The organism is Magnetococcus sp. PR-3 (genome assembly GCF_036689865.1).
Lineage (GTDB): Bacteria > Pseudomonadota > Magnetococcia > Magnetococcales > Magnetococcaceae > Magnetococcus.
This window is the reverse complement of record NZ_JBAHUQ010000006.1, coordinates 54874-78340: the sequence shown is the minus strand read 5'-3', so window position 1 is coordinate 78340 and position 23467 is coordinate 54874. Positions and strand designations below refer to the sequence as shown.

17 protein-coding genes are annotated in these 23467 nt (G+C 50.9%); 6 read left to right on the top strand and 11 right to left on the bottom strand.

Annotation, left to right across the window (positions count from 1 at the left end):
* Window positions 1-274 precede the first annotated feature (274 nt).
* The gene (locus V5T57_RS06065) at window positions 275-1363 is read left to right on the top strand and encodes an OmpP1/FadL family transporter (RefSeq protein ID WP_332890279.1); all 1089 of its coding nucleotides are present in this window, start codon (window positions 275-277) and stop codon (window positions 1361-1363) included.
* 186 nt (window positions 1364-1549) lie between these two features.
* Here the strand turns inward: V5T57_RS06065 and V5T57_RS06060 are convergent, their stop codons facing one another.
* The 7 genes from V5T57_RS06060 to prmB form a co-directional block, all read right to left on the bottom strand.
* Complete coding sequence (locus V5T57_RS06060; protein WP_332890278.1) at window positions 1550-2629, bottom strand: efflux RND transporter periplasmic adaptor subunit; 1080 nt, start codon at window positions 2627-2629, stop codon at window positions 1550-1552.
* A 79-nt stretch (window positions 2630-2708) separates the two neighbouring features.
* On the bottom strand, window positions 2709-3593 hold the full coding sequence (locus V5T57_RS06055; RefSeq protein WP_332890277.1) for an outer membrane protein assembly factor BamD: 885 nt from the start codon (window positions 3591-3593) through the stop codon (window positions 2709-2711).
* Window positions 3594-3627: 34 nt separating this feature from the next.
* Window positions 3628-4992, bottom strand: a complete 1365-nt coding sequence (hpnE, locus tag V5T57_RS06050) for a hydroxysqualene dehydroxylase HpnE (RefSeq protein WP_332890276.1) — start codon at window positions 4990-4992, stop codon at window positions 3628-3630.
* A gap of 305 nt (window positions 4993-5297) precedes the next feature.
* The gene (gene hpnD / locus V5T57_RS06045; protein WP_332890340.1) at window positions 5298-6164 is read right to left on the bottom strand and encodes a presqualene diphosphate synthase HpnD; all 867 of its coding nucleotides are present in this window, start codon (window positions 6162-6164) and stop codon (window positions 5298-5300) included.
* Complete coding sequence (hpnC, locus tag V5T57_RS06040) at window positions 6161-7045, bottom strand: squalene synthase HpnC (protein WP_332890275.1); 885 nt, start codon at window positions 7043-7045, stop codon at window positions 6161-6163. Before hpnC ends, hpnD begins: the two co-directional genes overlap by 4 nt.
* 9 nt (window positions 7046-7054) lie before the next feature.
* Window positions 7055-8452: a GGDEF domain-containing protein gene (locus tag V5T57_RS06035; RefSeq protein WP_332890274.1), complete on the bottom strand. Its 1398-nt coding sequence runs from the start codon at window positions 8450-8452 to the stop codon at window positions 7055-7057.
* Entirely contained in the window at window positions 8449-9462 is a 1014-nt protein-coding gene (gene prmB, locus V5T57_RS06030; RefSeq protein WP_332890273.1) for a 50S ribosomal protein L3 N(5)-glutamine methyltransferase, read from the bottom strand. Before prmB ends, V5T57_RS06035 begins: the two co-directional genes overlap by 4 nt.
* 524 nt (window positions 9463-9986) lie before the next feature.
* Here prmB and V5T57_RS06025 point away from each other — a divergent pair.
* The 5 genes from V5T57_RS06025 to V5T57_RS06005 all read left to right on the top strand — a co-directional run bounded on the left by V5T57_RS06025 (window position 9987) and on the right by V5T57_RS06005 (window position 18843).
* The gene (locus tag V5T57_RS06025) at window positions 9987-11003 is read left to right on the top strand and encodes a sigma-54 interaction domain-containing protein (RefSeq protein ID WP_332890272.1); all 1017 of its coding nucleotides are present in this window, start codon (window positions 9987-9989) and stop codon (window positions 11001-11003) included.
* Window positions 11003-13732, top strand: a complete 2730-nt coding sequence (locus V5T57_RS06020; RefSeq protein WP_332890271.1) for a tetratricopeptide repeat protein — start codon at window positions 11003-11005, stop codon at window positions 13730-13732. Before V5T57_RS06025 ends, V5T57_RS06020 begins: the two co-directional genes overlap by 1 nt.
* Before the next feature lie 5 nt (window positions 13733-13737).
* Entirely contained in the window at window positions 13738-15120 is a 1383-nt protein-coding gene (locus V5T57_RS06015; protein ID WP_332890270.1) for a sigma 54-interacting transcriptional regulator, read from the top strand.
* Window positions 15121-15571: 451 nt separating this feature from the next.
* A complete protein-coding gene (locus tag V5T57_RS06010; protein ID WP_332890269.1) occupies window positions 15572-16117 on the top strand; it encodes a hypothetical protein in 546 nt (181 codons plus the stop codon).
* 8 nt (window positions 16118-16125) lie between these two features.
* Window positions 16126-18843 carry an ATP-binding protein gene (locus V5T57_RS06005; RefSeq protein ID WP_332890268.1) on the top strand — a complete coding sequence of 906 codons (2718 nt, stop codon included), beginning with the start codon at window positions 16126-16128 and terminating at the stop codon, window positions 18841-18843.
* 590 nt (window positions 18844-19433) lie between these two features.
* Here the strand turns inward: V5T57_RS06005 and V5T57_RS06000 are convergent.
* The 4 genes from V5T57_RS06000 to V5T57_RS05985 all read right to left on the bottom strand — a co-directional run bounded on the left by V5T57_RS06000 (window position 19434) and on the right by V5T57_RS05985 (window position 23236).
* Window positions 19434-20819 carry a WG repeat-containing protein gene (locus V5T57_RS06000; protein ID WP_332890267.1) on the bottom strand — a complete coding sequence of 462 codons (1386 nt, stop codon included), beginning with the start codon at window positions 20817-20819 and terminating at the stop codon, window positions 19434-19436.
* 290 nt (window positions 20820-21109) lie between these two features.
* Window positions 21110-21637 (bottom strand): MerR family transcriptional regulator, encoded by a 528-nt coding sequence (locus V5T57_RS05995; RefSeq protein WP_332890266.1) that lies wholly within the window; start codon window positions 21635-21637, stop codon window positions 21110-21112.
* 56 nt (window positions 21638-21693) lie between these two features.
* Window positions 21694-21885: a MerR family transcriptional regulator gene (locus tag V5T57_RS05990; RefSeq protein ID WP_332890265.1), complete on the bottom strand. Its 192-nt coding sequence runs from the start codon at window positions 21883-21885 to the stop codon at window positions 21694-21696.
* Between the two features lie 205 nt (window positions 21886-22090).
* Window positions 22091-23236 (bottom strand): NAD(P)/FAD-dependent oxidoreductase, encoded by a 1146-nt coding sequence (locus V5T57_RS05985; protein WP_332890264.1) that lies wholly within the window; start codon window positions 23234-23236, stop codon window positions 22091-22093.
* Window positions 23237-23467 lie beyond the last annotated feature (231 nt).

The following is a 23467-nucleotide window of genomic DNA, read 5'->3' as shown; positions in this document are numbered from 1 at the left end:
CTAAACACCTCATATAAATATAGATGCTGCCATATATCTGAATAAGAGATACCGATATATGGATCCACTCATGTCAGTAACGGGAATACGCACACAACCCAATGACGACAAATAACACCCTATTCTTTACCAAATATGACAAATAACCATGTTTTCATAACACGCTAGATTGACATTTATGCCATTTTTTCGGAACATAACGGGTCTAAAACCGTTTTTGCTTTAGCCATTTCAATCTTCTCATATTCATCTTTACCGTGTTGTTTGGGCACCCATGTTATTTCCACGTCTATTTTTTGCATCCATCTTGTTGGCTGCCTCTACAACTGCATCTGCTGGTGGATTGGACTTATCAGGCCAATCCGTTACCTTTATGCATAAGACAGGAAGTTTTGCCTCCTACGCTGAAAAATATATTGAGCCACACATAACCGGGCGGGATCTACTAACCGGTGATTCCATTGAAGATGTCCACCAACTGCAAGTTGCCCGGAGTATGGTGTTAAAGGCGCAGCTTAACCCCAAGTGGTCTGTAGGCCTGGTCTACGATAATCCTTATGGGGCCAATGTTAAGTACCAAACAGATGGCACCTATAAGGGTGTAACTGCGCGGGTTAAATCTCGTGCAGTGACAGCTTTGGTGGGTTATGAACCCATTGAAAATCTCAAGCTGACAGCGGGTATAAAACATCAAGTTCTTAAAGGTAATATTGCCCTACCCTACATCAACAGCTTTACCATGCGTATTCCAGAGACAGAGGGTTTAGGCTATGTGGTGGGGGCATCCTATGCTGTGCCAAAGTACGCTTTCCGTGCCTCCATCGACTATCACACCAAGGTAGAGTATGACTTTACCCGCTATGAATCCGGCGGGGCTTTAGCCTGTGCGACCAACACAACCTCGACCACTAAATCCATTTTTCCCGACGCTTTTAACTTTCGCGTTCAATCCGGGGTCATGGACAACACCATGCTTTTTGCCTATGCCCGTTTGGCACAGAATGACCGGATGAAAATACGAGCGGCATGTTTGAATGAAGCCTCTTTAACCAGCTTTAAAGATTCCAAAAACTTCTCTGTCGGTGCGGCCCACCGCTGGACAGAGGATTTTTCCAGCACGCTTGCTTATAGCTGGCAGGGACGAACACAACCATCGGTCTCCTCTTCACCCTTAACCCCAACCAATGGCAAAAAGACGGCTTCGCTGAATTTACGTTATGTCTATAAGAACCTGGAACTCTCTGGTTCTCTTAGCCGGGTCTATTTGGGGGATGACGTAGCCGGTAGCGGTGCCGTGTATGTGGCCACCTTTAAGAACAACACAGCTTGGATCGGTGGATTAAAGGTTAAAGTTAACTTTTAGGGAACATGGAAACGTGAACCGAGCTTTGCTTCGCCAGTGACCAGAGCAGTGCACAAAAACAATACGGCTTTCTACCTACCACGGTCTTACGTGCGATAAGGGACGAATACCAAAAAAAAGCGACGATCACACGGTGTGATCGTCGCTTTTTTTATCTCAACCCCCATCACAAAGTGGGGGTTTGTATTATTCGACCTCGACCTTCACTTTATCCCCCTCTTGCACATTATGGCGTCCTTTGACCACCACAGGCATATCCGGCGTAAACAGTGCAGGTAGTCGAGCTCGGCGTCCTTCGCGCGCATGGGGTAAGGGAATAAAGTGGGCGACTTGATCATCATCTACAATAAACAACCCTAACTTGGTATCCCGGCGTACCAACAAGCCAGGTTCAACCCAACCTCGATTATCGGTCCAGATTAAGCGACCTGCTGTGCCTGGTGGCGGTTTGATACCCCCAAACCGGAACCGAGCACGCACTGAGCGGCTCGCCTCATCTTGAATCGGCAGAACCGTGGACAATTTCACCACGGCACGCCCACCGGCATGTTCAAAGATCCAACTGGTTGCCATTTTGGTGGACTTTAAACGCTCTGGAGAGATCCGTGCCTCGAGCATAACCCGTACAGGATCTACCAATTGAAAAAGGGGTGTCCCCGGTTCAGCCCACGCACCGATCTGCGCACGGCGGGCAACAACTACGCCAGAAAAAGGTGCTTTAACCACCCCTTTTTCCATATATTTGGCCGTATGCTCTACCGCAACTTTAGCTTCTTGAATTCGGGCTTTAAGGGTACGTTTTTCAGAGCGACGTCGATCAAGGATCTCTTCTGTAGACTGACCTTTTTTGATCAACTTCTCCACACGCTCCAGCTGCTGGTCCGCCAGTGGAAGCTGACTTTTAAGCACATTAAGCGCCCCGAGCGCCCGTTTATGTTCCAGACCCTGGGCCCAGGTATCCTGCCGTGATAACACAGCCCCCCAGGCCACCCGATCACCGGTTTCAGCATGCAGCTCTAAAATGGGGGCACTGACCTGGGCCGTCACCCAGACATCGCGCAAGCCCACCACAGTCGCGGGGGCCTCCTCCCTGGGTTTGACCAGTAGATCGCGTACGGGTTTAACCGTCACCACCTGACTGGACTGTGCGGCTGCTTTTGAGACAGGACTCTCTACCTTCTCATCCGCATGCACCGCAGGTATGACCCATAACAGCAGCATTAACCCACTAAGAGGTATTCTTTTTAAACCACGTATATTGATCATAAAAATCCACCATGGCACAAAAAAGGGTTGGACGATGGGCCAACCCTTTTTTTGATCCTATGCGACTGAGTGTCTTGACCTATAAGTCATCACTACCGCCACCCGACCCAAACATACCGGGTAGACCAGGACGCATCCCCTCCAGGAACTGCTGAACAATGGAGTCCTCAATAATTTCCGGTCGCAGCCCCTCTAAATCGGATCGGCTGATCCCCCCTTTGCCATTAATGATATCTTTGGCCACCGCATAAAAGCGACCTTCACCAAAGTTATGGCCCAAAACCGCAGCATAGTTACGGGCTTCGCTGTTCAAACCCAATTTCATCGCGCTTAGGATCATGGTGAACAGCGCTTCTTCGGTCTGCAGGCTATCACGGAAGGTGGGGTTATCAATAATTTCGTTAAACCGCTTCATGGCCGCAATATACTCACCACGGTCAAAGTAATAGCGTCCAACCACCACTTCTTGTTGCGCCATACGGTTACGACAGAAATCCAACATTTTTTTCGCTTCCCACGCATAGTCAGACTCTGGGAAACGGTTGATCACTTCACGGAAGGCTGTTGCAGCCTCTTTGGTACGGGCCTGATCTCGATAGGCATCCTTAATCTGCTTATAGTGGGCTAAGCCGATCATGTAAAACGCATAGGAGACCTCAGGATGCCGAGGATGCAATCGGATAAAGCGTTTGGCATGGCCCACCGCCTCATCAAACTCTTCCTTCTTGTACTCAACAAAAATCAGATTGAGCTGCGCCCGTACCGCCCAAGGGGAAAACGGGTGCTTTTGATCCAGATCCGTAAAGATGACGCTGGCCTGTTTAAACCGTTCACCTTGCAGATGATTTAATGCCATGCGGTACATCACCTCAGGTGCATACTCCTTGGTAACTTTTTTGTCTCCGCTACCACTGCAACCCGCCAGCAGCAAAGCCAACATGACCAACATCCATAACCGTTTCATCGTCTGCATCTCTCAATCTGTTACAACACCTACCCTAACGGGCGGAAAAAATCTGTTTAGCTGCCTGCTGACCACTGAGCACCGCCCCCTCAATGGTGGCAGGTAGATGCGTGTTGGTCCAATCCCCAGCCAAATAGAGATTGGGCCAGGGTGTGGTCGGGCCAGGACGTTGCTGATTGACCCCTGGCCAACTGGCAAATGTCGCCCGGTGGGTTTTAATAACCCGTGCACGGGGTTTGATCCCGCTTAATGAAACCCGCTGCTGCTGAGATATCGGCTGGTACTGTGCCATGACCTCTTCATGCACGGTATCGATCAAGCGTTGCGTATCCCAAGAAACTTCCCGGTAAGCGGCGCTAATGGCTGCACTGATACGCTGCTGCCCCCCCTCAACCGGCCATTGGCATAACCACTGGCTGACTGAACCCGGCAAACCCACCATGGGGGCTGACTGTTGCATGGGTTGCCCATAATCCAGATGTACCGCCACAATGGGCGATGCCGACCATCCTGTCCACCCCTGCTCTTCTACCCACTGGGGTAAAATACGGCCTAGGGACCAGACAGGTAGTGCCATGACCACCGGTAGTGCCTGAGGTAAAACCCAACGTACAGGCTTCCCTTCACTATGCAAAATCAACGCCGTGATGGCGCTTTCTCCCTGTTCAACCGCTTTCAATCGCACCCCTGTGCGGATGATACCACCGTGCTGTTCAATCCACCTTTTAGCGGGATCGATGAGTAAAGCATTGAGATCGTGTTGAGGATAGAGGGGATGTGCATGGGCAATGTTAAAAAGAAACAGCCTTTTAAGCACCGTCGCAAACAGTGTGGCATCGGCACTACCCGGTCCTTCATTCAGGGTCGCCAGACAAAGCGGTTCCCACAGACGCTCAAACAATGCCGGTGGGGAGCCCGCCCGCTGCAGCCACTGGGTGACCGTAGCCTCTGCCCCACCCCGAAAGTGGCTGTGTACAACCCCACCCACCAACCCTTTTAAACGCCACAGATCTTTGGCTTCAATCTCTGGTAACTGTGCCAACCCCTGCAACAGTTTCCAAGCAGCCCACCCCTGCCCTAATTCCAGCGCATGGTGACCCAGTTTATGGGTATAAAAATGGTAACGCTTATCCCTGAGCAGCCCACCATCCACACCCAACTGTTGCAACCACGCCAGTGTTTGCTGATAGGCACCAACCAGCAAATGGGGACCATTATCCAGATAACAGCCCCACTCACGATCCCAATGGCTGGCAGCCCGCCCACCCAAGCGCGGTGCCGACTCTAACAACAGAGGGCGCTTGCCACGTTTGATGGCTTCACTGGCACAGGAGAGACCCGCCAGACCTCCACCAATGATCACCAAATCAAAGGCGCCTTCCGCATGCCAACCGGTCATAACCCACCTAGAATAGGGTAAGGAACCGCTAAAAAACACAGGAGCATGCTGAGACCAACCTGAGAGAAAACCACACTTGGCACCCACGGTTTAGCACACGCTGTTTCATCAGGCTGTTGCGAGAATACCAGCGAGAAGATCACCTGCCGACAGGATCGTTGTGGCGATAACCAACCACCAGAGCGGTTCACCACCAACCCCGGTTTGCAGGGTACTAAACCATACGCATGATCGGTAAAGAAGGAGGGTTTCATCACGCCAACACCCATCATTCAGTCACCCCATTGAGAGATAACTGACGGCCATTAAAGCGCATCATAAGCTCTAAAAAGTCCTGACTGACTGGCCAACCAGCACCGTAGGCAGAGCCAGATCTTATGGGATTTAGTCAATTTTGCCGCTTGCTGATCCACCCGGTATCCCGCAAGACGCATACGCCGTAACCGGGCGTGGTAGACTGCCCCCATGGCCCGTGCTGCGGTGAGATGGGGAAACAGCTCAGCATCCAACAGTTCCCGTGCCTGCTGAAAGTGGTTTTCAATCCGTTCATCCATTTCCGCCAGGGCACCCACCAACCCCTCTTGCCACACTCCCGCCAGAAGCTGCTGAGGATCGACCCCATGCTGATCCAACAAACAGTGCGGAAGATAGATACGCCCCATCTGACTATCTTCAAACACATCACGCATAATATTGGTCAACTGCAAGGCCATACCCAAATGATGGGCAAATTGATCCGCTTTAGCCCCCTGCACACCAAAGACCGGCAAGGCAGCCAACCCCACAGAGACAGAAACCTTGTAACAGTAGGCCTCTAAAGCATCCCAATCCGCATAGGGTTGGGGCTCCAGATCCATCGTCATGCCCTCTAAAATTTCAATAAATGGTTCAGGTTGCCACCCAAACTGATCTTTCAACTGCGCCATCGCCACCGCAACGGGGTGACGGGGTTGACCTGCAAAGACCTGGGCAATCTCCTGATGCCACCACATCAACTTCATCTGCGCAGCTCGGGGATCTAACTGCCGATCCACAATATCATCCACCTCTCGGCAGAAGGCATAAAGGGCAAAGAGACCCCGGCGTTTGCTATCCTTTAAAAGCCGCATGGGCCAATAAAATGAGCTCCCACTACGCTTAACCCGATCTTGGCAAAACTGATCTGGCGTCATCGACACACCCGCCCCAGGCCCCGCAGCAAACAGCCCATTTTTTCGCGTTTATCCAAAGATGGCCGTTCACGTAACGTATTCCCCCCCATCTGCTCCACACGCTCCAATACCGCCATACCCCCTGCCCAGGTCGCCCCCAGCTCCAGATTAAGTGGCCAAGAGACCTGTGTCAGCAAGGGTTCACCCTTCAGATAGAGATCCCGCGTTAAAGAGATCATATGCATCATTAAATCCGCTGCTGCGGCCGAAAAACGGCGCTGGCGTATATCCGACTCCCGCACACCAAAACGTGCCATCTCCTGCCTTGGTAGGTAGAGCGGTCGACCATTCCAAGGATCTTCACCCAGATCCTGCCAATGGTTGGTGAGCTGTAAGGCTGTACAGATCGCATCGGAATAACGCATAAACTGCGGATCCCGATAACCTGCTAACAGAAGAACAATACGCCCGACAGGGTTGGCCGAGTAACGGCAATATTCCAGTAATTCATCGGTGGTATCGTAATGTTTACAGGTGATATCCATGCGAAAAGCCATCAATAGATCCCGTAGTGGATCAATCGGCAGCTGCATGGTACTTAGCGTGTAGGCCAAAGCTCTAAAAATGGGGTGATCGGCCTGCCCTTGCTCAGCAGCTTCCAGGCGCCGTTGCCAATCATCCAATTTTTGCAGCTTCTCCTCAGAACTCCCCTCACTGCTGTCGGCAAAATCATCCGCCAACCGTGCATAGGCATAGACCGCATGGATATGGGGCCGCAAACGAGCGGGTGCCAACAACGAACCCACAGGAAAATTTTCGCTATTGGCCCGTACAACCCGTTGGCAGTAGGCAAAATCCTTAACCAAATGGTCAGGAATAGCTGGACCTGAAAACCAGGACATAAATACCCTTTAGGAGGCTGTAGGATTAGGCGCAACAGGTGTAGGATCGGCCTGGACGACACAGTTCCGTCCACCCTCTTTGGCTTTGTACAGGGCCAGATCAGCTCGGTGCACAAACGTTTCGTTACTCTGATCCCGGCTATCGCCATCATCAAGCTGGGCAACACCAAAGCTGGCACTGATGCTGAGACTATCCCCTTTAAGTTTAAAGCGCATCGCCGCAACGTTCAGACGAATCTGCTCGGCTTTTTCCAAGGCACGCTCCAAAGAGGTCTCAGGCAACAGAGCCATAAACTCCTCCCCCCCGTAACGGGCCAGCGTATCAGACTCCCGAAGTAGGGCCTGGGCATGGTTGGCCACCTCTTTGAGTACCCGGTCTCCGACGGGGTGACCGTAGGTATCGTTCACCTTTTTGAAAAAATCCAGATCAATGATCACCAGACTTAACGGCTCCCCATGGCGGCGGGCACGTGCGGTTTCCCGGGTTAAGGCTTGGAACAGTGCACGGCGGTTTGCTACCTGGGTCAACGGATCGGTCAAGCTCTCTTCTTTAGCTTTTTTCAGATCTACCTGGGCCTGGTGCAACTCCTTACGGGTCTTATCCAGTTGGGTTTGGCTCTCATGTAGGGAGGACTCCAGCCCCTGTGTCTGCTGACGTAAGGCTTCGGCTTCGGTAATCAAAGCACCCCGTAAACTCTCCAGATCCCCCAGCTTGGTGGTGGCGCGGATACGGTTTAGGGAGTTATCCAACCGCCCTGTCGCGCCACTGGCATCATTACGCATGATCCGCATACGTTCGGCCATTTCCGCAATCAAATCCACCAGTGCCTGACGGCTCTCCTCCCAACGTTCAAAGCTGGAGGTACCCGCTTCACGAATTTGACTACAGAACCCGCCCAAACGCTCCCAATAACCGGGTGGCAGGGCTGTGGACTGTTCAATGAGCGTTTCACTCTGCTCTTCTGCCCATTTTTCACCACGGGTCAGCGTACGCACAGCTTGTAGAATATCTGGTAACCAACGAATGGCCACATGCATCCGGTCACTTTGCCGGGTGCTTAATTTACCCAAGCCGTTGATCAAGGATTTCAGCTCATCCAGTAACGGTTCCGGTTCCCGTTTAAGCTTGCCATCTTTCAGGTCCTCAACCATGCGGTCAACCCGTGACTGCATTTCAGCATCACCCAAATAGGCAGGTTTAAAACCGTTGATCAGTCCACTGACCAGTAGACGAATGGCAGGATCTTTAAGAGGATCAGGCCCCATGGCTTCGCGAAAGGCCCAATCACGCAATACTTTGCGGGCGCCATCCCGATCTTCATGTTTGGCTTCAATAAAATCCAACGCATAGTTGATATCTTCCGGTAACGCGTCACTAACCGGTTTTTTCTTTCTGCCAAAAATCATGGCCCATCCCAATCCATAAGCTGTTCACGGGTTACCGCAAAAACACCACTGGCATCAAAATGAAACTGCAACCAGTGCACCGGTAGGTCCGGCCAACGCTGCTGCATGATCTCCTGGGTATCATCCCCAACCTCGCACAGTAAGATACCACCCGGGTTTAGATGATCGGGAGCTTGCTGCAGCATGGGGATCACCAAATCTAAACCATCCCCCCCTGCCTCCAGCGCCACCTTGGGCTCCTGGTAGTACTCTTTATCCAGAGCCTCATACACTTCGGTGGGTACATAAGGTGGGTTGGTTAGAATTAAATCGTAACACTCCCCCTGAAGATTTTCGAATAGATTTGACGGGACCAAACGTACCCGATCACCCACCCCATGCCGCTTGACATTCTCTTTGGCCACCGCCAGTGCATCGGTTGAAAGATCCGAGGCATCCACCTGTAAATCCAGATGGTGCAACGCCGCAGTAATGGCCAGACAACCACTGCCAGTGCACAAATCTAAAACCCGCTTAAGGGGGCGCGCACCTTCCATGAGGGCCGGTAGGCCATCCACATCATCCAACACATTCTCAATACGGGAACGGGGAATCAGCACCCGCTCATCGACCATAAAACGGTACCCTGCAAACCAAGCCTCCCCAGTAATGTAGTTCACCGGTTTACGGGCAACAATACGCTGCTCGAGCATGGCATCCATATAGTTACCTTGCTCGGGGCTTACCGTACGGGTTTTATTTTTCTCTAACTGCTCTAAATCCATACCCATGGCATGGCACAGCAGATACTCCGCCTCCCAGACCGGCTCCTGCAAGCCGTTGTCATACCCCAGCTTGGCTTGCTTAAGTCGGCTAATACTTTTACGCAACCAACCATCCACTGTTTGGGCAGGGTTGGCCCGCTTTTGGACCGTTTGGGCATCCCGACTATAGGCAGAGTGCCCACGCTTACCTGCTTTTTTTGGCCGTCCTTGAGACTTCTTGGCCCGATTTTTGTAATCACCCGACATAGGTCACCTTTCCAGGCCCGGTTTTCCTGTTGGCAACGGGTAAAACCCCCGTTAGGTCCCAAGAATGGGTGTACCAACTAAAAAATAGGTTTCGTGTGCAACGTCCAAGAAAAACGCAACAAACCCACAAGACCGCTTGTTAGGGGACGGTGGGTGGCGTACTCTGGTGTTGGATTTTTGACGGGGCGTTAAGATCCCAAAGCTCCACACCCTGGCGTCAAAAAATAGACGTCGGTTTTCTGACATGCACCCGTTTCTGGTGGCTCCACTCATGGGGAGACCACTAAATAAGATGCTGATAATTAAGATATAATTCTACGCATCTTAGGGAGTTTTTTTCGCAATGCGAATCTCGGCACACGTCACGGACCGAGTGGATCTGCGGGCAGTGTACACCATATTGGTGTGCCATGCGCAGCCCCTTTACCCGTTACGTTCAGTACGTCGTTATCGCACCGTCCAAGGATGGACGGTTCATCGATTTGACCCAGCCGCTGGTTCATAGCCACGGCATAGGAGGGGACGTGAACGGTATTATTGGTAACGCACCGGCAATGCGTAAACTGTTCAAGCTCATCGAGCGGGTAGCCGCTGCAGATTCTACCGTACTTATTCATGGTGAGAGTGGCACCGGCAAGGAGCTGATCTGCCGTGCTATCCACAACACCTCTCCACGCCACAACGGCCCCCTTGTTGCGGTCAACTGTGGTGCCATTCCCGAAGATTTGCTGGAATCAGAACTCTTTGGTCATGCCAAAGGCTCCTTTACCGGTGCGGTACGGGATCGTCCTGGTAAATTTGTAACCGCTAACGGCGGCACCATTTTTCTGGATGAAATTGGGGATATGTCCCCAAAACTCCAAGTTAAAATGTTGCGGGTTCTGCAAGAGCGCACCGTGGAACCTGTGGGTGCCTTAAAAACCCTAGAAGTCAACGTTCGGGTGATTGCTGCCACCCATAAAAATTTGGCCAAAGAGGTAGAAGAAGGGCGTTTTCGTGAAGACCTTTTCTACCGTTTAAATGTGGTGCCCATTCAGGTCCCTGCCCTACGTGAGCGACTGGATGATATCCCTCTTCTGGTGGAACACTTTATGGAAAAGTGCGCCGCACGCAGCAACTGTCCAGCGGTCAATATTGGCCCCCAGGTTATGGAAATTTTTCAGCGCTATAGCTGGAAGGGCAATGTCCGTGAACTAGAGAACCTGATGGAACGCCTACTGGTCCTGGCTGATGAAGAGGTCATTTTTGATGACCTGCCTGAGATTATGCTGGATGCCAGTAACCATACTGAACCGGTAGAAACCGAAGATCGTGTGCCAGTCCAGGCCTTTAAAGTGGCCTATGATAACGATGGCGTAACCGACTTCAACCGTGAAGTTGAACAGTATGAGAACCATCTTATTCTTGGGGCACTAAACCGCACAGGTTGGAACAAGAACAAAGCGGCCCAACTGTTGAAGCTTAACCGCACAACATTGGTAGAAAAGATTAAGAAAAAGGGCCTGGAAGAGGATAAACAGAGCGAGCAACGGAGCGGTTAATGGACGCCCAACTTCATACATTGGCCAAAAAATGGTCCCTGTTGCTGCTGCTGGTGATGACACTGGTGATCCCTGCACAGGGATGGGCGTTTTCCACCGAGCTGCAGCACGATCGCTCCCCCACGGGTAAAGGGGACGCGCTGAGCTTTGCGCTGCCTGCTAATGACAAACTGCCCACCTGGGAACTGATCCGGCCTAAAATTTTGCGCCTAAAGGTACCCAACCTACTGGCCCTGCCCCACACCCGTATCGACCCCAAAACCACCCGCTATATCCGCAATATCATTGTGGAGGAGATTGCAGGGGAGTTGGGCCTATATGTGACATTGGAGCTTAAAGTTCCCTTTTTGACCTTCCGTCATCAGGTAACCGAGGCCAAACGGCGGCGCCCATCTCGCTATATTCTCTATATTGAACCCACACCAATGCCCAACCCCAAGGATACTACCCGTATCCGTGGTGCCCGTATTCTGCCTGGCGCAGAAGGCACCTTGGTGGTGATTGATCATGCGGGTACCGCTGAGATTAAATCCCAAAAGGTTGACCATGGAGAGCACTCCCTGCGACTGCAGTGGCAAGGGGCCACCATGGATAAGTTTTGGATTCCCCCTATGCCTGCAGGCTTGGTCACAGGGATCCACACTTATGCCTTCCGCAACGATCTGTTGGAGATGGAAATTGCGTTCCATCCCCGAACCGGCAGTGTACAGGTACACCAAAACCCAAAGAGCGGCACCCTCATTGTGGAGCTACGTACCCACAATATGAAGGATGTTAAACGCAAGCGGGATATCGATACCATCCTAACCAACCGTTTGCAGGCCGCGACCGAAGGGTTACCCCTACCGCTCAACCGTATTACCCCCATCTTTAAGCCCTCACCAGATGTGGAGGTATTGGCAGAGCAGGAGGTCAGCGAAGAGTACTTTATGAACAATGCTCTGGCCGCTGAAAAAGACCATCAATATGGTAAAGCCCGTGGTTATCTAGATGCCTTGTTGCGGACATTCCCCAACTCACAGAACCGTGAACAGTTGGCTTTTTATAAAGTCGACCTGGGCAAAAAGATGCAGTGGGAGAAAGCAGGCTGGTTGCTGGAGGAGTTGACCGGGGCACTGAACAGTTACCCCAACCACTACCGTTTTCCCGAATACCGCCTGTTGCAACTGCAGCTGATGAATGGTGCCCACCAGTACGAGCGGGCCATCGCCACCATGAATGATCCCAACCTGCCCTATCATGATGCCAGGGTTGTGTTGGAGCAGGCCCGTGCCCAAAAAGGTATGGGTAACATTAACGAAGCCAAAGAGCGCCTTAACTTTTTGCTCAAAAAAATGCCCGATGCCGGTGTTAATGAGCGGGCCAATGCCTACTTTGAGCTGGTGGATCTGCAGACCCAGAACAACAAACTGGCTAAAGCGGTTAAAACACTGGAGTCTATTCCAGATCCAGAGATGACTGTGCTGGCCAATGATCCAGCCAAATATATTCAACTGGCCACCGCCTATTACAACCATCACGATTTTAAAAAGGCGCTGGACCTTTATATCCGTATTCTGGATGCCTACCCCGATACCTTTAAGGTAACCCCCTGGGCGATGTTACGGGCCTCCCAATGCTACCGTTTTCTTAATCAGGATGAAGAGGCCAAACGGTTGTTGGACCGCCTGGGTATGATCTATCCCAACTCTGGCGCCCAACTTTGGGGGCAGATCTTCCGGGTAGAGATGGATGCCAAGCGGGATGTGAAAGAGCGCCTTAAAGATCTTGAGGCGATTATTAACAGCAACCCCAGAGGCAAGGCCATCTATGAGGCCTACTTTGCCCGGGCACAGCTCCAGGGGGATTCTGAAGATCATGAATCCAGCCTAAAAACCCTGAACTATCTACTTACCATGTTAGATATTGGCTTAGAGCGTAACCGGGCCAACTTGTTACGCCTGCGTTATCTGACCGCTGGTATGGAAAAAGCGTTAACCTCCCGCCGGCCTGAGTTTGCTATGAGCTTGGCCGAGACCTATGGTGAGGATTGGCGCCGTTATCGTAAATTTGGTATACCCCGTACGCAAATGGCAGAAGCGCTCATGCGCCTGGGTATGTACAAACAGGCGCAACCTTTGCTGGCGATGAATGATGATACGGTCAGTAAACGCCTGCATCGGGTAGCCGATGATATGGCCAATGGTAGCTATCTCAAAGTTGAGCAGGATAAAACCTTGGTCAACGATCGAGAGGCCCGTGTACGGGTTGCTGAGGCCGAACGCCGCCGTGAAAAACAGGATTGGGTGGCGATTTTAGATCTACTTAACCGTTTACCTGTTAAGGGGTTAAGTGAAGGTGAGCGGGCCGAACGTTTACGCCTGCTGGCCAAAGCTGAAGCAGAGCGGGGACGTTTTCCCCAAGCTGTGGCCAACCTGAAAGATCTACTTTTTAATCGACCCATAGGTGACGGCAAGGATTATTACTGGTACGCTACTGTGCAGCAGGCGTGGCGAGGCGATGCCAAAGCGTTGCCGATCTTCCGCAAAGTGGCTGAAGATGCAGAGGATGATAAATCCAAAGCCTTGGCCCTGATGCGTATTGGCGATATTCTACAAAAACAGCGTAATTTGGAAGAAGCCAAGCAGGCTTTTGAAAAAGCGGCGGAGCTGGATCCACAGGCGTCCTGGGCACCAATGGCCCGAGAAAATGCCAAACAGCTCGAACTGGTACAGGAAATGGCACCCTGAAGACCATGAAGGATCAGACCGAAATCATTTTGCTGGGACGCGCCGATAGCGCCCTGAACACACTGGCCACGCAGCTTAAATCCTTGCGTTGCCAACCCGTGCTCATCGCCGACGTTACCAAAGCCAAAACTTACCTGCGCGGTCATCAGGCAGGTCTCATTGTGGTAGCCATGGAGGGTGTGGATGAACCCTTGGATCTCCTCAAAGAGCTCACCTTCCTCTTCCGCGGTCTGCCGCTTTTAGCGGTTTCCACCCGAGGTTCGGTACACGAGGCCAAACAGGCGATCGATGCTGGCGCAGCTGACTATCTGCTGTTACCTGTGGAATCTGACGTTCTAGCTGCCCAGGTCAAACGCTACAACAACCAATTTTTTGATCCAGAGCTGGGTCGGGGCCGCCGTTTGGTAACGGGTGATGCCTCTATGCTTAAGCTGCTCGGTCAGGTACGCCGGGTCTCCAACTCCAACGCCACGGTCTTGATCCAGGGTGAGAGTGGAACCGGTAAAGAGCTGATGGCCCGTTATGTTCATCAGGTCTCCGACCGGGCTAAGGGTCCTTTTGTAGCCATTAACTGTGCGGCGCTGCCAGAGAACTTGCTGGAATCCGAACTATTTGGTCACATCAAAGGTGCTTTTACCGGTGCCACCAGTGACCGTAAGGGTAAGTTCCTACAGGCCAATGGTGGTTCGATCTTCCTAGATGAAATCTCGGAAATGTCTTTAAACCTGCAAGCTAAGCTGCTGCGTGTCTTGCAGGAAAAAGAGGTTGATCCCGTTGGGGGTAAACAGCCTATTGCCCTGGATGTACGGGTTATTGCCTCTACCAACCGGGATCTTAAAGAGTTTGCCGGTGAAGGGCAGTTCCGTGAGGATCTCTATTACCGTTTAAATGTCTTCCCCGTATTTATTCCGCCTCTGCGTCAACGTCCCAAGGATGTGACCCTGCTGGCAGATCTGTTCCGACAGCGCTTTATCAAAGAGCTGGGGCGTAACGACATTGCTTTTGACAATTCTGCTTTGGATACCCTGGTTCGCTATGAGTGGCCTGGCAATATCCGAGAGCTGGAAAATGTGGTACAGCGCGCGCTGCTCATTGCGGAAGAGGATTTCATCTCACGTCATGATCTTATGATCGAAGCCACAGGATCTGCCCCTGCAATGGGTGGAGACAGCATGGGGTGTGATCTGGATATGGCAACTGCCGATGGTGACTCAATCCATATGCCCGTGGGTACCACCGTCCGGGAGATGGAAGAGATTCTTATCCGTCGCACCTTGGATGAGGTTGACGGTAACCGAACCAAGGCCGCAGAGATTTTAGGCATCTCTATCCGTACCCTGCGTAATAAGCTTAATGAATATGCCGCACGGGTAACCTCCGCGGCTTAACGGTTTAACCGTTCTCCCCTGTAAAAAAGGCAAGCCATTGGCTTGCCTTTTTTAATGCCACCTCGGGGCTGATTGCCAAGGTCATGGATCAACCCCACCCTCGCAATACGGGACTTTAGACCCCTGCTAGTCATTATTCAGCCAACGGTAGTGGACTTCTCTTACACATCAGGCCACTACTCCCACCACACTTATACGAGAATAAACCCAAAGCATTATCAATACCCTGAGCATCTGACTTCTTAAACTTTGTTACAATGCGATAAAAAGTGATTAAATGCACTGCAAAAGGTGTATAATGGGCGGGTTTGGCCATAGAGGAGCCCCCTCAAAGTGAGATGAATCGCCCTCTGGGTCTATTTGATGAATCTTACTTATTATGTCATAATTGTTGCTTATAAACATAAGCGTGAGGTCCAGTTTCGCGATCCGTGCAGAATAGGACTTAATCTTGGCAGCAGCTTCAAAGCAAGTCGCTATCCGCAAGATGCACGTGACAGCACCCATGATGGTATGGAGTGCGACCATCATGCTGTTGCTGTTGTTGGGTGGGTTACTGTTTGCGCCGGTGGGTAATCCCGATCTGCCGCCTCAAACCTTATGGCTAAAAGCACAGCATAGCCTACTGCCCGGGCTCTATTGGCAACGGCGTCTTCAGACAGCCCGTCTGAGGGTTGATCAAGCACGTATTGCACTGGATGCCGCCAAACACCACTATCGCAATGCGGTTCGTGGTAAACGACAGAAGATTGAACAAGCCAGACGTCTGGCACAGCAGGAGCAACGGGATCCTGCTCGGGTTCATCATGCCATTGTACAAGCCTCCCGTGAACGCATACGTCAACTGCGTAAAAAGCTACAAAGCATGCGAGACCAGTTGCGTGCCCAACAACAGAAACTGGAACATATCCATCTGTTAAAATTACAGGAACTGGGCGTACCCGGCACAACCCCAGTCCATGAGCCTGTAGAGCCTGTATCTACCCAGACGGAGTAGCGGTTTTTATGGATTCTGGCAAGACTTCCTCCCGGCGTCTATTTATCATCATCTCGATTCTGATCGCGCTGATCGATGCTTCGTTTGTATGGCTGAACTATACAGCCGACAAAAATGTGTTATGGCAAAACCTGGCCCGTAAAGCGGACAACTACCGGGATGCTTTTAACCACACCCTGATCAGCACCTCCAGCCATATGCAGCAAATCGCCACGCTAATGGCCAATACCCCTGAAATTCGTCAACGGTTTCTACAGGGACGTCTGGCTGTGGACCAAGAGGGCGGTGGTGCAGGTGGACCCCGAGCCAATGCCATTCGTCAAGATCTCTACCAGTTTCTGAAACCGGGCTGGAGCGCGATGCAGCGCAATTATGAGATCCGTCAACTGCATTTTCATCTCGGCCCCAAAGACACCTCATTCCTGCGGGTACACAAACCCAAGAAATTTGGGGATGATCTCTCCACCATCCGCCACACCATTGTGCACAGCAATCGCTATATGGAGCCCACCAAGGGGTTTGAGTCTGGACGGGTCTATGCAGGTATCCGGGGTGTGGTTCCCGTTATTATGACCCCTAAGGCGGAGCAACCCCCCGTGCTTGTCGGGTCTGTGGAAGCAGGTACCAGTTTTGAGACCATGTTAAAAAACCTCAAAGGCCAAATGGTGGCAGACTTTGCGGTTTTAATGACTGTTGAGCATGCCCGCAACACTTGGTGGCCAGAGGTCTTCACCCGTTTTACCGCCCAACGCCCCTCCAATAATGTCTTTGTCACCGAAGCTTCAACCAATAACGATGCCTTGGCTGATCTGTTTGCCAAGCCAGAGATATTCCGCCAAAAAAATCAGATGTGCCGGTTACGCATCATTGAACTTCGTGGCCACCCCATTGCCCTCTCCTGCTTTGCGCTATTGGATTTTCGTAACATGCAAAATCCTGAAAGCGCACCCGTTGGTAAAGTCGCTGTGTGGAGCGATGCTTCGACGGAAGTCGCAGAGTTTGATGATAAATTCCGGGATAATATCCTTTTTGCCATTAGCGCTTTTTTATTGGTAGAGCTATTGGTTTACACCCTCCTACGCATGGGTACCAGCCAGTTCCGCCGCCAAGTTTTAGAGCGCACAGTAGAGCTACATAAGAATAATCGGCAGTTGGCGGTTGCCAAGCGTCAAGCGGAAGAGGCCAATGCGGCCAAAAGTCGCTTTCTTGCAACCATGAGTCATGAGATCCGCACCCCGATGAACGCCATTGTGGGTATGGCCGACCTGCTTAAAGATACAGAGCTGGACCGGGAACAAACCCGCTTTGTTACCACCTTCCAGCGGGCGGGTGATCAGTTGATGGATCTGCTGAATGATATTTTGGATCTGTCCAAGGTTCAGGCCGGCCAAATTCAAATTGAACCGGTCAATACCGATCTACGTACCCTACTGGACGATATCACCAGCATGATGGTGGAACGGGCCCGCTCCAAGCAGATTGATCTGCTGTTTAATCCACACCCCAATCTGCCTGCCCATGTGTTTGTCGACTCCATCCGGCTGCGGCAGGTGATCATTAATCTAGTTGGCAATGCCATTAAGTTTACCAGTACCGGCCAAGTGGAGCTGCGCGCATATTTAACCAGTAGTGAAGAGGTCCCTTACAGCATTGGTTTTATGATCTCTGATACCGGCATTGGGATTGAAGAAAAACGGCTGAACGCTATCTTTGAAGCCTTTACCCAGGCTGATCTAGCCGTTACCCGTCAATTTGGAGGAACCGGCTTGGGCTTGACCATTAGCCGCCATTTGGTGGAACTGATGGGTAGTGAAATTCAGGTCGAAAGCACCCCTAGTCAGGGAAGCCGTTTCTGGTTTGAGTTCCCCATTGAAAAACCCGATATTGCACAGCCTAAGTCGCTGCTGGACCCCCGCCCAGATCTCTATCTATGTGGTATGACCCATAACCATAGTGAAGTACTGCGCCACCAGCTGCTCTACCACTGCCGTGAGGTCTATTACTTCAAAGAGGTACCTGAGCTGGACCCACAGTTAAAATCAGGGCAAACCGGCGCTATTGTTTGGCTGGAAAGTGGCCATGACCCGGCATCGGCCTTCCGTCAATTGGCCACCCTTAAAACCCAATATGGTGATCGGGGCTTTCACTGGATTATCGCAGGTTGGGAAGATCCAGAGAGCTGGACCAAACAAGCGGAACACCTGGGTGCACACTACATTCAAAAACCCCACAGTATGGGAGATGCCATCCAGATGCTGATGGATGCCATGGGCATGATCAAACCCCGTACCGCACAAGAACAAGCCAGCGACCCCACCCTACAGACACCCATTGCCATTCTGTTGGCTGAGGACAGCCCAGACAATGTGCTGTTGGTTCAACGCTTTCTTAAAAAGACCGCCTATCGACTGGATATTGTTGGTAATGGTCTTGAAGCCTTGGAGGCCATTAAAAAACGCCGTTATGATCTGATTCTTATGGATATTCAGATGCCCGAGCTGGATGGCCTAAGTGCCACACGCACCTTGCGCTCTTTGGAGCGGGAACAAGGCACCCCACGTATGCCTGTTCTGGCTATCACGGCCCATGCCTTTAAGGAAGATCGTGAGGCCAGTATTGAAGCCGGGTGCGATGGTCACCTGACCAAGCCCTTTAAGAAAGATGTTCTGCTGCGTACCATCCAGCGCTACGCTTTGCCCAATATGAAACGACCCGGAGCGAAGTAAGGCCGACATGGGTGCAAAAATATGGCCTCTGTATATTTGAGCTAGGTACGGTTATAAAGCAGCCTTAAGGGAGAACAGCCGAGATCAGATAGGGTTTGGGTTATGATCTCTTTTGGTGCAAAACAGATACATGTTATCCGTACAGAGCTTTTGCACGACAAGGTTGAACATAGGGACGCTCACCACGGTATACAAGCTGTACGTTATCAATAAATGCAGGCCGGTCAAAAGAGTTAACGCTCTATCGCACTGTATCACCGGGTCAAAGTGCGCATCGTTAGCGACGCATCACCAGAAATACCCGTGTTGATATAGAGCGCTCTCTTTTGCCCCCCTACCCCAGCTATGTCTAAAAGCCGACCCGTTTACTGAATGCACACCTCTTCTGATGCCGTGCTCCCCACAAATATGGGACAGCCATACCCTACATAGTGTAGTTCAACTTCTTGAGTAGAAGAATGAGGGGTAAACATCTCTCGATACTCCCCTTTTTTTGATCCTTAAAACCGCTTAGACGACCCCACCGATGGGCACAGCTCTCCGCCCATCGGTGGGACCAAGCCTTAACAATACATTGAAAAGGCGATGCTTTAGTGAAAGCCTGCCTTAATCCCTATCCATTCTGCTTTGGGGCCGATAACCCAACCCCCTTTTGGATTGATGATCCCACAACGTACATTGGGATATTTATCCAGGCAAGCTGGTGCCACCCCATTTACAAACGCCTGATCTTTCAAACGTGTTTTATTAAATTTGGGGGCTATCCCCCACGTACCATCAGGGGTAATGTAGCCAACCTTGGCCGGTTCTTTCCCTTTTTTAGCAACAACTGCGGCCAACCCCTGTTGCATGGGTCCAGACTGAGCAGCGTTATACACATCTTGCAGGGTTTGTATCACTTGGCCTTTGGTATTAATCATCTCAACCGGCTGTTTACGATCTGTTTGGGCAAAAGCCCGTTTTTCAGAAAAGATGGAAGCTTTGACATACTTGGGTTTAACCACCCATGTTCCTTCTAAATTCATATATCCATAAGGCCCCTTTTGGGTGGCCTTTGCCCGGAACAAACCATCACCCAAACCTGTGCTTATATCTGCGACCAGACCTTTTTTAATCCGTAATTTACCTTGAGCATCTCGTAACATAACTTGGCCATCAGAATCTTTTACCTTCCAGCCGAACCCAACCCAGGAAATGGATTTGGCGGGTTGAGACAACAGAGCTTTGCCAAGCTTAGAATAGAGCATCACACCCTTTTTATTCGCAAGCTTACACAGGGCAATACCCTGTTTAATATTCAGAGCACGGCTACAAGAAAAATCGGTCAGTGCTTGACCGGTTTGATCAAGCAACGCCCATTGACCAGCTTGATTTTGAACCGAGGTAATACCTTGACGGAAGGGCATAACCCCTTTGTATTGGGGTGCAATGACCCAGCGGCCTTGGGTATTAATAAAGCCCCACTTTTTGGTTTTCATCTGGCGCACTTCTGCCAACCCTTCCGAAAAACTACGGGCACCTGAAAAAACCTCTTTAAAAGCCATTTGACCTTTTAGGTTAACAAATCCATATTTCCTCGGCCCTTTATCCTTCCAAAACACCAGCCCCAGACCTTCAGCCGACATCACGGAAGCTTCTACCTTGTTCTTGCCATCAAATGTAGGCATGGGCACTTCACGACCTGTACGGTCATACCACCGTCGAACCAGATCACCGCTACGGGTTAAACCTTTGGGCATCGCTAAAAAATACCCTTGCTTAATATAGGCATTGGAAACCTTCAAACCTTGACCAAAAGCCCGACCTTGTGGATCAACAAATGCCAGATCGCTTCGAGTCTTCCCAGCCATAAACACCGCCAATAAAGGCTTATCTCGATCCATAGCCTGAGCAGTTGGCACAACCAGCAAACTTACCGCACAACAAAGCGTCGGCAGTAACCGGTTGAGAATTTGGCTGTTACGCAACATAAACATGCTTTAACCCTTTCAGATATAACCGCATAGAGGCCCTATTTCATAAAGGATAGTCACAACCAGACACGGTTCATTCTGGTTATAGGCATTCAACCATAATCCCTGTTAAACCATACCCTACTCTCTATGTTTAAAACATTTCATTTTTTTATGAAGATGCAAATGAGGCGCAACCACCTTAAGATGTTTGTTTAAACTGGTGATACAAAGCACCCATAAAGTCATCAATGAATAGGGGTTTATTCTGCTTCTTCCCGCATAAACCCGACCCTAGAGCAGCACTCCATGGTTTACAATGCTTTGGATTGATCCTGTATCATGGTCACTTCCGCCTCTTCTAAACCCAGGGAGAAAAGAAAGTGCCGGTGCGCGGTTGTGCTGGAGGCTTCAAAAGCCCGGTGCCAGGTCATCATATCTTCATCGCTCATACCAGCTGACCGCATCAGAGCCACCCATTGTGCCTTATTCATCACTTTCTCAACCAGGTTGCCACCATAGTGGGCCAGTAGCCGGGCTGTTTTCTCCTGCTGACGACGTAACACCCCCATCTGTTCATGCAGCTGTTGAAGCTGGAACTCCAAAGCTTCCACAACCTGATCAGGTTGTTCTGTCTGTAGCAGCTCTTTAATAGTCTCTAAAGAAAGCCCGGCTTCACGCATGGCGACAATGCGTTCCAAGCGCTTGACGTCAACCTGATCATACAGCCGATAGTTACTGGTGGAACGTCCCGCGGGTCTGAGTAATCCAATCGTGTCATAATGAACCAGTGTGCTCCGTGAAAGACCAAACTGCTTGGCCAAACGGCTAATGGTGTGCATAGCTTATTCCTTTAATAAATGGCAAGAGCCCACATGGGGCTCTACCTATCTATCGATCAGGCACCACTCTGTTGACGAATTTTTTGTATGTCCACTTCTTCCAAACCCAGCCAGATGAGAAAAGCCTGATGCCCTTCTGGATAACGGGCTTCAAACAGATCATGCCACCGCTGCATTTGAGCATCACTTAAACCCAGTTCACGAAATAGGCTGCTCCAACGGGCGACATTCATAGTGGCTTGAGACATGATCAACTCCTTTGCTTGTGGTTAGACTTTATAGAGGTCAGAAACGCTTCTGACCCTTACCATCAACCCGTCACCTATAGACAGGTCAAGCACAATAGAAGGAGACTTCAAAGATGATCTTTTATCGATATTCTGGCGGGGTAAAAAAAAGAGCCGAACATCGTTCGGCTCCCTTCTCGCTGTAGATTAAGGCATGGACCGTTTGTTAACGGAGTGGGGCAAGGTTTTTCCACTCCATCGCACGCTTGACATAGTGCATGGAACGCAGGGGCGGTAAGATAAAGTTGAATTTGGGGGAACGCTGTACCCACATACCCGTATCCAATGTATCCACCACACAGAGCAGCTCATTACGATAGGTCGCCCCAATTTCCCGACCGGCCAGCTCATCGTACAGATTGGTGGCCGCTGCTTTGGCTTGCATACCTGCACCATAACCCTGTTTGGCTTTCCACTCCGGGCCCGGGAGGTTGGCGGCATCACCCGCCACATAGGTACGCTCTATACCTTGGGCACGACAGTTTTGGTCCCCCTGAATAAAACCACCTGGGGAGAGCTGTAGATCACTCTGCTCATACATGGGCAGACCCCGCATACCGGGGATAAACAGCGTCATATCCGCCGCAAATTCACCACCCTCTGTCCGCACAAAATCTTGACCAAACTGTTTAATCTTATGACCCAAATGGGTCTCAATACCCCGTTTTTCCATCGCGGCCAAAAGCCCCTTAACCGCCTGAGGCCCCAACCGCTTGCCTGGCTCTTTCATAGGATTGAAGAAAACCAGTTTAAAATCCTGACGGCGTTTTTCACGTTTTAGCTGGGTATGCATACCAAAGAGGAACTCAAACATGGGCCCACCCCGAACCGCCGTTGGTTCGTTAGGGTTACCCGCAAAACCAAAGGCGATGGTACCACCTGGCATCTGTTTGAGCCGATCTCGCACCCGCTCCGATGCCACCAAACCTGTACAGGGGTTTAAAGTATTCTGCACCCCTGGTGCTTTCTGCATATAGGTACCACCACAGGCGATGATGAGACCATCATTGGCAATACGCTCCCCTTTGGTGGTTACCACTGTACGACCACCATGGGTAATTTCAGCCGCTGCACCGGGTATATAATTGACATGCGTGCGGTCAAAGAAGTTGGTCAAGTCTACCGTGACATCTTCAGCCTTACGTAAACCCGATGGAATCCAGATCATACTCGGTAGATGTACAAAAGTAGGCTTGGGCGCAAGAACACTGATCTCCAACCGGCCAAGACCGTCTAATTTACGCAACTGTTTAATCGCGGCAATGCTGGCAAAACCAGTACCGATGATGGTGATCTGTAGGCGGGCTTGCATTGGGTTCTCCTGAGGGAAAAAAAGCTCTTTCATTAACCATATTAATTTAGCCCAAAATTTATCAAGAGGCTATTGGATTAAGGGTTCACCTAGCTTTAAACCCCATTTAGACAGGCCATTGTGTAGGCGGTATTTTTAAATACCCCCACCCTTTGCACCTTCTTCCCATACTCTGGAAGAAAGAGATGTCACACCACACCGATCACGTTACTTGAGTTAAAGTGACCCATT

Excerpts from the sequence above, each read along its gene's own strand:
- V5T57_RS06065 (WP_332890279.1), top strand. The coding sequence starts at position 275 with ATGTTATTTCCACGTCTATTTTTTGCATCCATCTTGTTGGCTGCCTCT.
- V5T57_RS06060 (WP_332890278.1), bottom strand. The coding sequence starts at position 2,629 with ATGATCAATATACGTGGTTTAAAAAGAATACCTCTTAGTGGGTTAATG.
- V5T57_RS06055 (WP_332890277.1), bottom strand. The coding sequence starts at position 3,593 with ATGAAACGGTTATGGATGTTGGTCATGTTGGCTTTGCTGCTGGCGGGT.
- hpnE (WP_332890276.1), bottom strand. The coding sequence starts at position 4,992 with ATGACCGGTTGGCATGCGGAAGGCGCCTTTGATTTGGTGATCATTGGT.
- hpnD (WP_332890340.1), bottom strand. The coding sequence starts at position 6,164 with ATGACGCCAGATCAGTTTTGCCAAGATCGGGTTAAGCGTAGTGGGAGC.
- hpnC (WP_332890275.1), bottom strand. The coding sequence starts at position 7,045 with ATGTCCTGGTTTTCAGGTCCAGCTATTCCTGACCATTTGGTTAAGGAT.
- V5T57_RS06035 (WP_332890274.1), bottom strand. The coding sequence starts at position 8,452 with ATGATTTTTGGCAGAAAGAAAAAACCGGTTAGTGACGCGTTACCGGAA.
- prmB (WP_332890273.1), bottom strand. The coding sequence starts at position 9,462 with ATGTCGGGTGATTACAAAAATCGGGCCAAGAAGTCTCAAGGACGGCCA.
- V5T57_RS06020 (WP_332890271.1), top strand. The coding sequence starts at position 11,003 with ATGGACGCCCAACTTCATACATTGGCCAAAAAATGGTCCCTGTTGCTG.
- V5T57_RS06015 (WP_332890270.1), top strand. The coding sequence starts at position 13,738 with ATGAAGGATCAGACCGAAATCATTTTGCTGGGACGCGCCGATAGCGCC.
- V5T57_RS06005 (WP_332890268.1), top strand. The coding sequence starts at position 16,126 with ATGGATTCTGGCAAGACTTCCTCCCGGCGTCTATTTATCATCATCTCG.
- V5T57_RS06000 (WP_332890267.1), bottom strand. The coding sequence starts at position 20,819 with ATGTTTATGTTGCGTAACAGCCAAATTCTCAACCGGTTACTGCCGACG.
- V5T57_RS05995 (WP_332890266.1), bottom strand. The coding sequence starts at position 21,637 with ATGCACACCATTAGCCGTTTGGCCAAGCAGTTTGGTCTTTCACGGAGC.
- V5T57_RS05990 (WP_332890265.1), bottom strand. The coding sequence starts at position 21,885 with ATGTCTCAAGCCACTATGAATGTCGCCCGTTGGAGCAGCCTATTTCGT.
- V5T57_RS05985 (WP_332890264.1), bottom strand. The coding sequence starts at position 23,236 with ATGCAAGCCCGCCTACAGATCACCATCATCGGTACTGGTTTTGCCAGC.